General features: G+C 65.1%; 17 protein-coding genes and 1 tRNA gene. 2 read left to right on the plus strand and 16 right to left on the minus strand.

The window, feature by feature from the left end:
• Positions 1-55: 55 nt before the first annotated feature.
• The 16 genes from ACM9HJ_RS07690 to ACM9HJ_RS07765 all read right to left on the minus strand — a co-directional run bounded on the left by ACM9HJ_RS07690 (position 56) and on the right by ACM9HJ_RS07765 (position 13,806).
• The gene (locus ACM9HJ_RS07690; protein ID WP_416571127.1) at positions 56-1,897 is read right to left on the minus strand and encodes a DUF885 domain-containing protein; all 1,842 of its coding nucleotides are present in this window, start codon (positions 1,895-1,897) and stop codon (positions 56-58) included.
• A gap of 211 nt (positions 1,898-2,108) precedes the next feature.
• Entirely contained in the window at positions 2,109-2,483 is a 375-nt protein-coding gene (locus tag ACM9HJ_RS07695) for a hypothetical protein (protein ID WP_416571128.1), read from the minus strand.
• 70 nt (positions 2,484-2,553) lie between these two features.
• Entirely contained in the window at positions 2,554-3,372 is an 819-nt protein-coding gene (locus ACM9HJ_RS07700; protein WP_416571129.1) for a ferritin-like domain-containing protein, read from the minus strand.
• Positions 3,373-3,558: 186 nt separating this feature from the next.
• Positions 3,559-3,903 (minus strand): HesB/IscA family protein, encoded by a 345-nt coding sequence (locus ACM9HJ_RS07705; RefSeq protein WP_416571339.1) that lies wholly within the window; start codon positions 3,901-3,903, stop codon positions 3,559-3,561.
• 17 nt (positions 3,904-3,920) lie between these two features.
• Positions 3,921-4,313, minus strand: a complete 393-nt coding sequence (locus ACM9HJ_RS07710) for an SUF system Fe-S cluster assembly protein (RefSeq protein ID WP_416571130.1) — start codon at positions 4,311-4,313, stop codon at positions 3,921-3,923.
• A 10-nt stretch (positions 4,314-4,323) separates the two neighbouring features.
• Positions 4,324-4,806, minus strand: a complete 483-nt coding sequence (sufU, locus tag ACM9HJ_RS07715; RefSeq protein ID WP_416571131.1) for a Fe-S cluster assembly sulfur transfer protein SufU — start codon at positions 4,804-4,806, stop codon at positions 4,324-4,326.
• A gap of 12 nt (positions 4,807-4,818) precedes the next feature.
• The gene (locus ACM9HJ_RS07720; RefSeq protein WP_416571132.1) at positions 4,819-6,087 is read right to left on the minus strand and encodes an aminotransferase class V-fold PLP-dependent enzyme; all 1,269 of its coding nucleotides are present in this window, start codon (positions 6,085-6,087) and stop codon (positions 4,819-4,821) included.
• On the minus strand, positions 6,080-6,979 hold the full coding sequence (locus tag ACM9HJ_RS07725) for a GNAT family N-acetyltransferase (protein ID WP_416571133.1): 900 nt from the start codon (positions 6,977-6,979) through the stop codon (positions 6,080-6,082). The genes ACM9HJ_RS07720 and ACM9HJ_RS07725 overlap by 8 nt, the downstream gene beginning before the upstream one ends.
• 4 nt (positions 6,980-6,983) lie before the next feature.
• Positions 6,984-8,291 carry a Fe-S cluster assembly protein SufD gene (sufD, locus tag ACM9HJ_RS07730; RefSeq protein ID WP_416571134.1) on the minus strand — a complete coding sequence of 436 codons (1,308 nt, stop codon included), beginning with the start codon at positions 8,289-8,291 and terminating at the stop codon, positions 6,984-6,986.
• 3 nt (positions 8,292-8,294) lie between these two features.
• Positions 8,295-9,173 carry a GNAT family N-acetyltransferase gene (locus tag ACM9HJ_RS07735; protein ID WP_416571135.1) on the minus strand — a complete coding sequence of 293 codons (879 nt, stop codon included), beginning with the start codon at positions 9,171-9,173 and terminating at the stop codon, positions 8,295-8,297.
• 3 nt (positions 9,174-9,176) lie between these two features.
• Positions 9,177-9,935: a Fe-S cluster assembly ATPase SufC gene (gene sufC / locus ACM9HJ_RS07740; protein ID WP_416571136.1), complete on the minus strand. Its 759-nt coding sequence runs from the start codon at positions 9,933-9,935 to the stop codon at positions 9,177-9,179.
• Between the two features lie 68 nt (positions 9,936-10,003).
• Positions 10,004-11,485: a Fe-S cluster assembly protein SufB gene (sufB, locus tag ACM9HJ_RS07745; protein ID WP_416571137.1), complete on the minus strand. Its 1,482-nt coding sequence runs from the start codon at positions 11,483-11,485 to the stop codon at positions 10,004-10,006.
• 22 nt (positions 11,486-11,507) lie between these two features.
• On the minus strand, positions 11,508-11,978 hold the full coding sequence (locus ACM9HJ_RS07750) for an SUF system Fe-S cluster assembly regulator (RefSeq protein WP_416571138.1): 471 nt from the start codon (positions 11,976-11,978) through the stop codon (positions 11,508-11,510).
• Between the two features lie 595 nt (positions 11,979-12,573).
• On the minus strand, positions 12,574-13,050 hold the full coding sequence (locus ACM9HJ_RS07755) for a hypothetical protein (RefSeq protein ID WP_416571139.1): 477 nt from the start codon (positions 13,048-13,050) through the stop codon (positions 12,574-12,576).
• A gap of 195 nt (positions 13,051-13,245) precedes the next feature.
• Positions 13,246-13,599, minus strand: a complete 354-nt coding sequence (locus tag ACM9HJ_RS07760; protein ID WP_416571140.1) for a hypothetical protein — start codon at positions 13,597-13,599, stop codon at positions 13,246-13,248.
• Between the two features lie 131 nt (positions 13,600-13,730).
• A tRNA-Ala gene (locus ACM9HJ_RS07765) sits at positions 13,731-13,806 on the minus strand.
• Positions 13,807-14,027: 221 nt separating this feature from the next.
• Here ACM9HJ_RS07765 and ACM9HJ_RS07770 point away from each other — a divergent pair.
• Complete coding sequence (locus tag ACM9HJ_RS07770) at positions 14,028-14,324, plus strand: YggT family protein (protein ID WP_416571141.1); 297 nt, start codon at positions 14,028-14,030, stop codon at positions 14,322-14,324.
• Positions 14,324-14,644: a DUF167 domain-containing protein gene (locus ACM9HJ_RS07775; RefSeq protein ID WP_416571142.1), complete on the plus strand. Its 321-nt coding sequence runs from the start codon at positions 14,324-14,326 to the stop codon at positions 14,642-14,644. The genes ACM9HJ_RS07770 and ACM9HJ_RS07775 overlap by 1 nt, the downstream gene beginning before the upstream one ends.
• Positions 14,645-14,675 lie beyond the last annotated feature (31 nt).

Raw genomic sequence — 14,675 nt, forward strand, 5'->3', positions numbered from 1 at the left:
CGGCGGCAGTCGCCGCCGAAGCGGTTTCCGGGTAACCGGAAACCGCTCTCGTCCCTCACGCCGCCGCCTTGCGCGCGTCGATCCAGCCCTGGACCACTTCCTCCAGGATGGGCAGGGTGACGGGGCCGTTGGTCAGGACCGCGTCGTGGAAGCCGCGGATGTCGAACTTCGGCCCCAGTGCCACCTTGGCCTTCTCCCGCAGCTCCAGGATCTTGTTCATCCCGATCTTGTAGCCCAGCGCCTGGCCCGGCCAGACGAAGTAGCGGTCGATCTCCGTCTTGTTGTCGGACAGCGGGTTGGCCGTGTTCTCGTTCATCCAGGTCACGGCTTGCTCGCGCGTCCAGCGCTTGTGATGGATGCCGGTATCCAGCACCAGGCGGCCGGCGCGGAACAGCTCCGACACGATGCGCCCGGCCTCCGACAGCGGGTTCTTGTAGAAGCCGTAATCCTTGGCCATGCGTTCGGTATACATGGCCCAGCCTTCGCCATAGGCGGTGTCCCAGGCATATTTGCGGAAAGTGGGCAGGCCCTGCACCTCCTGCGCGATGGCGATCTGCATATGGTGGCCGGGCAAGCCCTCATGATGGCACAGGGCCTCCAGGTCGTGGCGGGTCTGCACCGACATGTCGACCAGGTTGGCATAGAACACGCCGGGCCGCGTGCCGTCGGGCGAGGAGGGTTCGTAGAAGGCGCTGGGCGTGGCGTTCTCGCGGTAAGCTTCCACCGGCTTCACCACCACCTTGGCCTTGGGCAGGGTGCCGAACATCTCCGGCAGGCGGGCGGCCATGTCGTCGATATAGGCGGTGGCGGTGGCCAGATACTCCTTGCGGCCCTCTTCCGTATCGGGGAAGCGGACCGACGGGTCGGTGCGCACGAAATTGAAGAAATCCTGGACACTGCCCTTGAAGTCCAGCTTGACCATGGCATCGCGCAGCTCGCCATGCAGGCGGGCCGTCTCCGCCAGCCCCAGGGCGTGGATATCGTCGGCCGACATGTCCAGACCGGTATGCAGCTTGATCTGCGCCTTGTAGAAATCGGCCCCGTCGGGCAGGGCCCAGACGCCATTGCTGTTCTTCTGGGTCGCGGCCAGATCGGTGACGGTGGCGATGAACCGCTCATAGGCGGGTTTCACGCCGGCGGTCAGCGCCTTGGTGCCGGCGGCGACCAGGGCCTTCTTCTTCGCCTCGGGCAAGGTCAGCTTGCCCACCTTCTCCTTCAGGTCGGCCAGCAGCGGGCTGTCGCTCTTGGCACCCTTGTCGAATGGCGCGCCGGAGATGACGTTGCGGGCGGCCTCGACGATGCGGTCGAAGCTGAAGGAAGGGGGCAGCACGCCGGCCTTGGCGTCGCGCGTCATATTCTCCGCCGCCACATCGATGACGGCGGCCACACCCTCCAGCCGCTTCACGTAATCGCGCGCGTCACCTTCGCTGGTGATGGCGTGATAGCCGATCAGGAAGGAGGGGATGTCGGTATGAGCACCCTGGAGGTGGCTGACGGAATAGCCGTGGCGGCGCCAGCGATAGCCTTCCAGGCCGCGGCGCAGCTGCCCCTCGAACAGCTTGTAGGAGACGCGTGCCGTGGGAGACAGACCTTCCAGATCGAAGGCCGACAGGCCCTTCAGCTGTTCGGCGGCGATCGACAGGGAGAGCTGCTGGAACGCCTCGTCCGGCAGGGTCCAGGCATCATGGGGGCCGGGCAGGCCCATGCGCGTGCGCTGTTCCGGGCTGCGCGCCAGATCGCCCTGCCAGCATTTCTCCAGGTAATCGTTCAGCGCCTTGTCGGCCGGGCTGTCCTGGCCGGCCAGCGCCAGGCGGGGCATGATGCCCTCCAGCGCCATGGCGGTGGCGGACAGGGCGAACAGGCCGGAAAGGGCGGCGCGGCGGGACAGGACGGGCATATTGGCTCCGGTTTGCAACGATTGGATTGCTGAGGCAGCATCCTACCCGTTCTCAATTTCCGGCCAAGAAATCCATTGTAAACAAGCTGTAACGGGAAGCCTTTGCTCCCTCAAGCGCCGGGCGCCCACATCCGTGGGCTTGGCTCACGCCGCATGGGCGGCGGGCCGGCGGTCGCCGGTCTCCAACGGTCATTGTCAATGACCGTTGGCATCAATCCCGGCTGGGACGCCCCTGGACCGTATCGCTGCTGGGGCTGCGCATCACGCTCTTGCCCTTGTCGGGATTGGGGGTGTCGGTCATCCGGTCGGATCGGCGGTTGGGGGTGAAGGGGTCGCCATAGATCTTGCTCAGCCGGTCGAATTCCTTGCGGTGATGCTCCCATTCCTCCTGGAAGTCGGGCTCGTTGCGCCGGCCGCGCACGATGATCTCATCCTCCATGGCGGGCTGCTGCTGGGCCTTGGCGCCCTGCGGCTGGGCATCCGGCTGCTGCGCCTTCACCGCCAGGGCGGCCATCAGCAGGAACAGCACGGCGAACAGCAGCAATAGCCCCGCCTCCAGCATCAACCGCATGTGCTTCGCCCCCATTCAGCCACCCTGCGGTGCACCATGTCACAGGTCGTGATGAATGAACATAGTTCAAAAGATGTAGAAGGGATCAATTCCCGGCCAACGGCTCGTACCAATCCGATGGCAGGCCGGCCAGATCGCGCGACAGACCGTTGAAGGGGCGCTTCAACTCGCCCTTGAAATGGGTGCGGACCAGATGCTGCCACCAGGGGCCAGCCTCCTGCCCCATGGTCTGCGCGGCCAATTGGAACCAGTGCCGGCCGGTGGCGACATGGCCGACCTCATCGCGCAGGATGATCTCCAGTACCGCCACGCTTTCATGGTCGCCGGCCTTGGTCAGGCTGGCGATGATGCCGGGGGTGACGTCCAGGCCCCGCGCCTCCAGCACCATGGGCACGACGGCCAGTCGGGCCGGCAGGTCATGGGCGGTGGCTTCCGATGCCTGCCACAGCCCGTCATGGGCGGGATGGTCGCCATAGGCCGCACCCAGGCTGGCCAGCCGGTCGGCGACCAGGGAGAAATGCAGCGCCTCCTCATCCGCCACGCGCAGCCAGTCGGTGTGGAAGGCGATGGGCAGGGGCGTGCCGTCGGGCAGCTGATGGAACCGGGCCAGGATGTCCCAGGCCAGATCGATGGCGTTCAGCTCGATATGGGCGATGGCATGCAGCAGGGCGATGCGGTTGGCCAGCGACTGGCCCTTGCCGCGCTTGGGCATGTCCTTGGGATGGCACAATTCCGGCCGGGCCGGGCGCGCGGGACGGACGGGGGGCGTGCCGCGGCCCAGCTCCGTGATGGCGCCCTCGCGCCAGGCGGCGGCGAAGGCGCGGGTCTGGCGGGCCTTTTCAAGCGCGTCTGCCGTGGTCAGGACAGTGATTGCGGCGGCGGAGAGGGTGGGGGGAAGGGACATGGGTGATTTTGGAAAAGGGGAACTATGGGCACTGGCGCTGTCGTTTCTTCAACCGTCACCCCGGCGAAGGCCGGGGCCCAAGTGACAAGCACTTCGCTCTACGACGTGGGCCCCGGCCTTCGCCGGGGTGATGGTGGAGATTGTCGGAACCCTGGCAGCCCACATATTTGCGGGGAGGCGGAAAATTTACACCGAGAAGCTCTCCCCGCAGCCGCACCGCGCCTTCTCGTTGGGGTTCTTGAAGGTGAAGCCGGACTGGAACTTGTCCTCTTCATAGTCCATTTCGCTGCCGATCAGGAACATGGTGGCGGCCGGGTCGATCAGGATCGTCACGCCCTTGTCCTCCACCACCTCCTCGAACTTCTTCTTCTCCTCGGCATATTCCACGAAATAGGACATGCCGGAACAGCCACGGGTCTTCACGCCGACACGCAGGCCGACCAGCGGCTTTTCGGAGCGGGACATCAGTTCCTTGACCCGTTCGGCGGCGGCGTCGGTCAGGGTCAGGGCCTTGGGCAGGGCGCGGGCCATCATCTTTCTCCCTTGGCTCAAAACATGTTCAGCGCGATGCGCGCTTCGTCGCTCATCCGGGACGGGTCCCAGGCGGGTTCCCAGATCAGTTCGACATGGACGCTGCCGACCCCCTCCACGGCGGCCACCACCTGCTGTACCTGGCCCGGCATCTCACCGGCCACGGGACAGGCGGGGGCGGTGAGCGTCATGTCGATCTCGACATCGCCATCGGCATCGACATCGCAGCGGTAGATCAGCCCCAACTCGTAGATATTCACCGGGATTTCCGGGTCATAGACGGTGCGCAGCGCCTCGATGACGCGATCCTCAAGCGGGGCGTCGGGCGGCAGCTTCTCATGCTCCGGCACATCCACGGGGGAGCCCATGGAGACGTCGGGGGCGATGGGGCGGGTGGTGCTCTGGTTCATTACCTGGCCCTCAGAAGGACGCGTTCTCGGTGGAGGCGGCTTGTTCGCCATGCAGGGCGGCATTCATCGTGTGCCACGCCAGCGTCGCGCATTTCACCCGCATGGGGAATTCGCGCACGCCCGACAGGACGGCCAGCTTGTCCGTGGCTTCCTCGTCCAGGGGGCCATGGTCGCCCTGCTCATCCTCATCCTTGGTGCACATGTCGTGGAAGAAGCCGAACAGCTGTTCCGCCTCCTTCATGTCCTTGCCGCGCAGGATCTCGGTCATCAGGCTGGCGCTGGCCTGGCTGATGGCGCAGCCGCGACCGTCGAAATGCAGGTCCTGGATGATGCCGTCATCACCCACGGTCAGGTAGATGGCGATCTTGTCCCCGCACATGGGATTGTCGCCCCTGGCCGTGCGGTTGAAGGCACCGGGCTTGCCGAAATTCCGCGGGTGTTTCCCGTGGTCCAGGATCACTTCCTGATAAAGATCGCGAAGGTCATCAAACATTCTGGTGCCGCCTCAACCGAAGAACGCTTTGCAGGCCTGAACAGCCTCCACCAGGGCATCCACTTCGCCCTCAGTATTATATAGGCCGAAACTGGCCCGCGCGGTGGCCCCCACCCCGAACCGGTCCATCAATGGCTCCGCACAATGGCGCCCCACACGCACCGCCACCCCGCCACGATCCAGCAAGGTGCCGATATCGTGGGGGTGGATGCCGTCCATGGTGAAGCTGATGATGGCCGCCTTGTCCGGGGCGTTGCCGATGATGCGCAGTCCCTCGATCTCCGACAGCTTGTGCGTGGCATAGGCCAGCAGGCGCTGTTCATGCGCCTGGATGGCGTCCATGCCCAAAGCCGTCACATAGTCGATGGCGGCGCCCAGCCCGATCCCCTCCACGATGGCCGGCGTTCCGGCCTCGAACCGGTAGGGCGCCTCGCGATAGGTCGTCTTCTCGAAACTGACCGTGCTGATCATGTCGCCGCCACCCTGCCAGGGGGGCATGGCGTCCAGCAGCTCCTTGCGGCCATAGAGCACGCCGATGCCGGTGGGGCCATACAGCTTATGGCCGGTGAAGACGTAGAAATCGGCATCGATGGCCTGGACGTCCACCGGCTGGTGGACGGCGGCCTGGCTGCCGTCGAAGATCACCGTGATGCCCTTGGCATGGGCCAGACGGGATATGCGGGCCGCCGGGTTCACCGTGCCCAGCACGTTGCTGGCATGGGTGATGGAGACCAGCTTGACCTCCGGCGTCAGCATGGCCTCATACGCGTCCATGTCCAGGCTGCCATCGTCCAGGACGGGCACCACCTTGATCTCGATGCCGATCCGGTCACGCAGCAGCTGCCAGGGCACGATATTGGCGTGGTGTTCCATCCAGGAGATGATCACCGCGTCACCGGCCTTAAGGAACTTGCCCCCCCAGCTATGGGCCAGCAGGTTGAAGGCCTCGGTGGCGTTGCGGGTGAAGACGATGTTCTCGTGGCTGGGCGCGTTCAGGAATTTGGCCACCTTGCCGCGCACCGCCTCGTACAGGTCGGTGGAACGCTGCGACAGGAAATGCACGCCACGATGCACGTTGGCATAGTCGTTTTCCAGCAGGTGCGACATTGCGTCGATCACCTGGCGCGGCTTCTGCGCCGACGCGCCATTGTCCAGATAGACCAGGGGCTTGCCGGGACGGCCCTTCTTCTCATGCACCAGCCGCGTCAGGATCGGGAAATCCTGGCGGATGCGGGTCACGTCGTAGGGGGCATTGCCCAGCTTGTGCAGCACTTCACTCATGATCGTCCCCGATGGCGCGGCGCAACCAGTCGCGCCCCTGGCCGAGAAGATATGTGTCCACCCGCATCCGGCGCTCGTATCCGTGACGCAGGAAGAATTCCGGATGCTGGTAATCCATGGGCATCACCGTGGCCCAGCGGCAGCCCGCTTGCGCCCCGGCCGCCTCCAGCTCACCCAGCAATTGCCGGCCGATCCCGTGTGCGCGCCATTCCGGCTCGACATGCAGATCGACCAGGGTCAGATAGGCGCCGTCCACCACGGCCAGGGCCGCCCCAAGCCGCGTGCCGGCACCATCCACCGCCTCCACCGTCAGTTCGGTATAGGGATCGGGGATGGTCAGGTACCAGTGCGCGTCCAGGCCGTTTTCCACCGCCTGGACATCCGCCGCATCGGGCGCTTCCGCCCGGTGCAGATAAAGGCCGGGAGGCAGCGGCAGGGCCGCACCGGTCGCCAGCGGCGCCTTGCTGAAATAATGTCGTGCATGGCCCCAGGTGAAGTCGGCGAACACGCCCTGGGCCGTGAACCCGTAGCGCGGATAATAATCCGGCCCCTGGAACCCCATGGTGGAGAGATAGAGCCGGCCAGCACCCGCCGCCACGGCGGCGTTCTCCGCCGCGCGCAGCAGGGCCGCACCCAGCCCCTTGCCGCGCCAGGGCGCATCCACCCACAGGACATGCATATAGGCATCGCTGGCATAGAGCCAGATCACCGCACCCGCCTGGATCGTGCCGGCCGTGTCGCGGATGAACAGGCCCAGCGGCCGGCGTTCCACGCCCAGGGCCGCCTTTTCCGCCGCCATGGCCTTGCCATGCAGCCAGCCCATCACCTCCCCATCCGCCGGGTGGCGGTGGGTGAAGCTCAAGACCGGGTGGCGGGACAGGCTGTCGGGCATGGGTTCAGCGCGTCCCCATCCAGCTCTCGGCGCGGGCACGGAAATAGGCCCGCACCTCCTCGTCGATGATCTCGTCCAACGCCTCGTCCAGGAAGGCGCCGATCAGCAGGACGCGGGCCGCGTCGCGCGGGACGCCGCGGGCGCGCAGATAGAACATCTGGTCCTCGTCCAGCTCCCCGGCGGTGGCGCCATGGCTGCACTTCACGTCGTCGGCGTAAATCTCCAGCTCGGGCTTGGAATTGATCTCGGCATTGTCCGACAGCAGCAGGGCGCGGTTCAGCTGGTAACCATCGGTCTTCTGCGCGTCGGGACGCACGATGATCTTGCCCTGGAACACCGCGCGGGCCGACCCGTCGATGACGCCCTTCACCACCTCGCGGCTGGTGCAGTTGGGCTTGGCATGGTCGATCAGGGTGGTGATGTCGCTGACTTGGTTGCCGCGGATGGCATAGGCGCCGGACACCCGCGCCTCGATCCCCTCGCCACCCAGCACCTGTCGGGCCTCATGCCGGGCCAGACGCGCGCCCAGGTTCAGGACGAACGTGTCGTAGGTGGCCTCATTGCCCAGCACCGCCGTGACATTGGCCAGATGGAAGGCCTCCAGGCTTTCGGTCTGCAATTTGTAATGATGCAGGCGGGCCTTGGCGCCGACGCGGATATCGGCGGCGATGTTGCTGACATAGGCGCTCGCATCGGCACCCGTATGATGCTCGACGATCGTGGCCTCGGCTCCGTCGGCGATATCCACGACGATGCGCGGGTGCCAGAGGCTGGCCTTGTCACCCGCCGTGGCGGCGATGAACACCAGTTCCACCGGGCTGGCCAGCTTCACGCCGGCGGCCACGCGCAGCACGGCCCCTTCGGCCAGGAAGGCGTTGTTCAGAGCGCGGAAGGTGCCGGTGGTGTCACCATCCAGCAGGGCGGCCAGACCGGCGGGGTCGCGGGTCAAGGCCGAAGACAGGCTTTCCAGCACCACGCCGTCCGGCAGTTCACCCACACGCGACAGGTCGGCGCGGAACTGCCCGGCCACGAACACCAGCCGCGGGCCCTGGGCCTCCAGCGCCGACGGGATGGCATCCACCGCCACCGTGGCGGCATCGGGCGCCGGGGCGAGCACCAGCTTGTCCAGCCCGCGCAGATTGGTGAATTTCCAGGCCTCGATCCGCGTGGTGGGCAGGCCGCCCTTGGCGAAGCGGTCCAGGCCGGCGCCGCGCAGGCTGGCCAGCGCCGGGGTACCGCCCAGCGACGGGTGCAGCGCCGTCACCTGTTCAACGAAGCCCTTGGCGGCCGTCTGGTTCTGTTCGTCGCGCATCGTTCAAAGCTTCATGTCGTAGAAGTTCATGTTCAGGCCCGGCACGTCGTATTCGGCATAGCCGAAGCGCCGGAACCCATGCTGCGGATAGAATGTCGGCGCCTGGCAATCCATGGTCTCCACCGCGGCGCGCGTGCAGCCCAGCTTGCGCCCCTCGTCCAGCGCGGCGGCCAGCATGGCGAAACCGGTGCCGGTGCCGCGCAGGCTGTCGTCCAGCCAGACCATGTCGACCATGAAGTCGTTTTCCACGGCATAGCAGAGGGCGGCACCACGCGGTGTGCCGGCCGACACATCGCGGACATAGGCCGCCACCAGCTTCACCGGCGCTGCCAGCAGACCCTGCCGGCGGGCATCGGTAATGCGCCAGATTTCCTTGGCCAGACGCTTGGGGGCCGGTTCATGCACCGCCAGCGCCAGACCCGGGGCGGCGGGTTCCGCCCCACGGGCCAGCCGCTTTTCCAGCACGGTGAAATTGCCGCCCCTTATGTGGGGGCCGATCACCTGCCGCACGCCATAGCCGGCCGCCAGATAGGGGGCGGTGTCGTCATGCGACCGCACCACCATGATCAGCCTGTCGGCGTCCCGGCGGACCAGTTCCGCCTCCGTCCGTGCCAGCACGGCAGCGATGGCGGGACCCGGTTCAACGCCCGGCACGACCCAGATGCCCCAGAAGCAATAGGCGTCGCGACCCCATTGCGAGATCGACAGGCCGGCCCGCAGGTCGGCGCTCTCCTGGTCGCTGGCCACGATGCTGAACCGGCCGGTGACGGCCGGCAGGGCGGCGGCGTTATAGGCCATCAACCCGCCCAGCACGATATCCGCGTCCGGTCCGGTGACCGGCACGCCATATTCGATGCTGATGCGGACATCCGGGGCGGTCATGGATCAGGCCGCCTCGGTCACGCCGAACTGGGCATAGCCGTTGGCCTCCAGCTCCAGCGCCAGCTCCTTGCCGCCGGTCTTCTGGATGCGGCCATGGGCCAGGACATGCACGACGTCGGGCACGATGTAATCCAGCAGGCGCTGGTAATGGGTGATGACCAGCATGCCGCGTTCGGGCCCGCGCAGCTTGTTCACGCCTTCGGCCACGATCTTCAGCGCGTCGATATCCAGGCCGCTGTCGGTCTCATCCAGGATCGCCAGCTTGGGCTGAAGCACGGCCATCTGCAAAGCCTCGTTGCGCTTCTTCTCACCACCGGAGAAGCCGACATTGACGGCGCGCTTGATCATCTCGTCCGTCATGGACAGATCCTTGGCCTTGGCCCGGATCAGCTTCAGGAACTGCATGGCGTCCAGCGGCGTCTCCCCCTTGCTCTTGCGGATGGCGTTCAGCGCCTCCTTCAGGAAGGTGGTGTTGGTGACGCCGGGGATTTCCACCGGATACTGGAACGCCAGGAACAGGCCGGCGGCGGCGCGCTCCTCGATCTCCATGGACAGCAGGTCATGGCCGTCGAAGGTCACGGAACCCTCGGTGATCTCATAGCCCTCACGGCCGGCCAGCACATAGGACAGGGTGCTCTTGCCCGACCCGTTGGGGCCCATGATGGCATGCACCTCACCGGGATTGATGGTCAGATCGACCCCCTTCAGGATCGCCTTGCCATCGACCGAGGCATGCAGGTTCTTGATTTCGATCAGGGACATTTGCTGCTCCACTCAAATCTCATGGCGGAGGGCCGGGCCCTCCGCGTCATCTCTTCATCCAAGGGGCCTCAGCCCACCGAGCCCTCAAGGCTGATCGCCACCAGCTTCTGGGCTTCCACGGCGAACTCCATCGGCAGTTCCTTCAGCACTTCCTTGCAGAAGCCGTTGACGATCAGCCCGACAGCGTCCTCTTCGCTCAAGCCGCGCTGGCGGCAATAGAACAGCTGGTCCTCGCTGATCTTCGCCGTCGTCGCCTCATGCTCCACCCGCGCCGTGCGGTTGCGGCTTTCGATGTAGGGCACGGTGTGCGCCCCGCACTTGTCGCCGATCAGCAGGCTGTCGCACTGGGTGAAGTTACGGGCGTTCTGGGCCTTGGGCAGGATGCGGACCAGGCCGCGATAGGTGTTCTGCGCCTTGCCGGCGGAGATGCCTTTGGAGATGATCGTGGAGCGGGTGTTCTTCCCGATATGGATCATCTTGGTGCCGGTATCGGCCTGCTGCATATTGTTGGTGATGGCGACGGAGTAGAACTCGCCCACCGAATTGTCGCCCTGCAGGATGCAGCTCGGGTATTTCCAGGTGATGGCCGACCCGGTTTCCACCTGGGTCCAGCTGACCTTGGAATTGCGGCCGCGGCAGGCAGCGCGCTTGGTCACGAAGTTGTAGATGCCGCCCTTGCCATTCTCGTCGCCCGGATACCAGTTCTGGACCGTGGAGTACTTGATGGTGGCGTCATCCAGCGCTACCAGTTCCACCACGGCGGCATGCAGCTGGTTCTCGTCACGCTGCGGGGCGGTGCAGCCCTCCAGGTAACTGACGTAGGAGCCTTCGTCGGCGATGATCAGGGTGCGTTCGAACTGGCCGGTATTCTTCGCATTGATGCGGAAATAGGTGGACAGCTCCATGGGGCAGCGCACGCCCTTGGGGATATAGACGAAGCTTCCATCGGTGAAGACGGCGCAGTTCAGGGTCGCGAAGTAATTGTCGGAATAGGGGACGACGGTGCCCAGATACTGGCGCACCAGTTCCGGATGGGTCTTCACCGCCTCGCTGATGGAGCAGAAGACGATCCCCTTCTCCTCCAGCTTCTTCTTGAAGGTGGTGGCGACCGACACCGAGTCGAACACGGCATCGACCGCGATGGCCGGCATGTCGCCCGCCCCTTCGACCCCGGCCAGGATCGCCTGTTCCTTCAGCGGAATGCCCAGCTTCTCATAGGTCTTCAGCAGTTCGGGATCGACCTCGTCCAGCGACTTCGGGCCTGCCGTCTGCTTGGGCGCGGAATAGTAGTAGCTGTCCTGATAGTCGATGGGCGGGTAATGCAGCTTGGCCCAGTCCGGCTCGTCCATGGTCAGCCAGTGGCGATAGGCCTTCAGCCGCCATTCCAGCAGCCATTCCGGCTCGCCCTTCTTGGCGGAGATGAAACGGACGATATCCTCCGACAGGCCCTTGGGTGCCGTTTCGGATTCGATGTCGGTGAAGAAGCCGTACTTGTACTTCCCCTCCGCCAGGCTCTTGACCTGTTCGATCGTCTGTTCAGTGGCGGCCATATCCGTCGCTCCCCTTCGCCCTTCAACCAGCCGTCGACCGACCCGCCAGCGCCGCGCGGGCGGCAGGCTTGGGGTCAAAATCGAACAGGCTGGGCGTGGCCATGTCGGCCAGCGTCACATCCTCCAGCGCCCGGCGCACGGCACCGTTCACCTTTTCCCAATGGGTCTTGCGTGAGCACAGGCTCTGCACGCCGCAGCCGCCCGACCCGCCATCGACGCAGTCGGTCAGGGCGATGGGCCCCTCGATCGCTTCGATGATATGGACGACATTGATGCGGGCGGGTTCGCGCGACAGGCTGTAGCCACCCAGCGCACCCCGGTGCGATTGCAGCAGCTCGCCCCTTGCCAGCAGCTTCAGCAGCTTCTGCACCGTGGGCATGGGCAGGCCCGTGCGGTCGGCCAGTGAATTCGCCGTGTGCAGCGCGCCGTCGGCATGCGCCAGCGTGGTCAGGACCACCACGGCGTAATCCGTCATCTTGCTGAGCCGCAGCATGGCTTGTTGCGAACCTTTCTCAATACAGGACCAATTTGGTACCGATTAAGTGATCCGCTGCGGCGCGATAGTCAAGCGCCCGCACCTTTCAGGGGGGCAAGGGGCAGGCATGCAGTGCGATAATACAAAGTCCCGGTGATCGTCACCGATCGCTGCCCCCAGGGTCGCCGACGAACCGAACGCATCGGCAATTGGTATGAGCCCCGTTTTTACCCAGCATGGTTGATAGTCATGCGGTGAGCGGGATTTTACCGCCCCGCACCATACGTCATTGGGCGTTGCCCACCGGCCAGGATGGGCGCAGCATTCATCTCATGACGGGGGCGATTAGGACCAATCCCCGCCATGACCGACCGATCCTGATGAAGGGCGGCCGGACAATCGGCCGGATTTATCGCGGCGAGGCCGCCGCCACAGTGCGGTTGAATATGGCTTGTGCCCATCCGGCTGAAGCCGAGAGGCTATCGAAGACATGGCGGGTCGTCTCCTGGTTGGGACGGTCCGCCATCTTTGTTTTAAGGGTATTTTTTGTTCCCTCAAGCGCCGGGCGCCGCCATCCGGCGGCATTTATGCCGCTGGTATCCCTTACCTGCCTTCACGCCAGCAGCGCTTCCTGTTCGATGGTCAGGCTCATGTCGTCGGCGTCCCAGAATCGGGGCAGGCGGCGGTCGAAGCGGATAGCGCCCAGCACGCGGTCATCGCCGTCGCTGCAGGAAAAGGGCAGCAGCAGCCGGTCATAGCGTACCTTGTCGCCACCCGGCAGGTCGACGCGCACACGGCTCCAGTGCGGCCGGCCGCTTGCACGGGCGGTTACATAGCTTTCCGCCGTCACCCGGAAACCCGGCGACTTGGTGGCGTCGCGCAGGCCGCGGCCCGTCAGGTCGCGACCGGTGAACTCCACCAGCTCGGTTCCATAGAGCGTATAGCGCGCCTCCACCCCGCTGCGCGGGAAGCGGGCCATCAGCAGATGGCCCAGCCAGGGCTTCAGATCGAAGACCAGTTCCCCCGTCCATAAGGGCAGCAGCCCGTCCCGCGGCAGCGCACGCCACCAGGGCAGCAGGGGTTGCAACAACGCCGGCGGATGCTCCTCCCCGAGGGGAAGCGGCGGCGGTTGCGACGGGTTGGCAGAGCCGGATTGCATGGGGCGCTGACCAAATGTTGAACAAGGGTGGCCATGGTGCGCCCGTCCCGACGCCCTGTCCACATTCACCGCAGTGCAATATGTTGAATCCCCTCAGGCGCCCGGTGCTGTCATCCAGCGGCGCATTCAGGCCACCCGCGCGCCGCCACGGTCGGTCTGGGCGTTCTTGTGGACGACCAGGGTGACCTTGTCGTTCATCATATGCAGCTGCTTGGCCGATTTGGTCGGCAGCGGGATGCGCTGGTTGATGCAATAGAAGATCAGGCAGGCGGCCAGGGTGGGATTGTCGATCCAGCTGACCTGCCGCGTGCCGTCATCCAGGCCGATATGCAGGGCGCAGCGCACTTGCGGTTCCGTCTGTATCTCCAGCCGGATGATGCTACCCGACGGCAGGGGATTGCCGGCGCGCTTGTGGTAATCCACGACTGCGCGGATCACCTCTTCATTGGTGAAGATGATATGCCGGATCTCAGTGGGCATGACGGCTTTCCCCGACCATCGCCTGCGATGGACAGGATATCAGGTTGGCCATGCCGGAACAGCGCTGCATCTGCCAGACCCGAACATCAGGATTGTCGATATGGAAACTCTGCGATTGGCAGGAGGAGGAATGGTGGAGCCGAGGAGGATCGAACTCCCGACCTTCGCATTGCGAACGCGACGCTCTCCCAGCTGAGCTACGGCCCCACACTATCGATCCCGCAAGAACAGCGGGCCTCCGAAGTGGCGCGGATAATGCTGATCCGGCCCCCGCCTGTCAAGCATGCCATCATGGCCCCGTTCCACTTTGCCCGCACGCCCCCATGCCGCTTCGGCGGTGGGGGTGGACAGGGCGGGGCGGCGACATTACGTTCCAGGGAAGATTGAGAGGGGGCGGTGCCGCCGCCCCGGCCATCGATAGGACGATCATGGACCCGCTGCTGCGCACCATCGCCGAAATCATCTATGTGGCGCTGGATCTCTATGTCTGGGTGCTGATCATCTCGGCCATCCTCTCTTGGCTGATTGCCTTCAATGTCGTCAACACCCGCAACCGCGTCGTCTATACCATCTCCGACGTGCTGTACCGGTTGACGGAACCCGCACTGCGGCCCATCCGCAATGTGTTGCCCAACCTGGGTGGCGTCGATCTGTCGCCCATCGTGCTGATCCTGGTGATCATGTTCCTTCAGCGCCTGATCCTGAATTACGGCCTGTTGAGCTGATGGCCAAGCCGCCGCTGGAACCGGCCCAGGGCGGCGTGCGCCTGTTCGTGCGCGCCACGCCGCGTGCCAGCCGCAACGCCGTGCAGGGTGTGGCGGAGGGGGCGGACGGCAGGCAACAGGTGAAGATCGCGGTGACGGCGGTGCCGGAGGATGGCAAGGCCAATGCCGCGATCATCGAGCTGCTGGCCAAAGCGTGGCGAATTCCGAAAAGCAGCATCGGCGTCGTCGCGGGTGGCACCGACCGGTCAAAGATATTATTCGTTGCCGGGCAAACGGACGCCCTGATGTCCCGGCTGACGGATTGGCTGGGCGGGCTTTAGCATCATATAGATAGAGAGACGGGGAGACCGG

The organism is Niveispirillum sp. KHB5.9, assembly GCF_048066115.1.
Lineage (GTDB): Bacteria > Pseudomonadota > Alphaproteobacteria > Azospirillales > Azospirillaceae > Niveispirillum.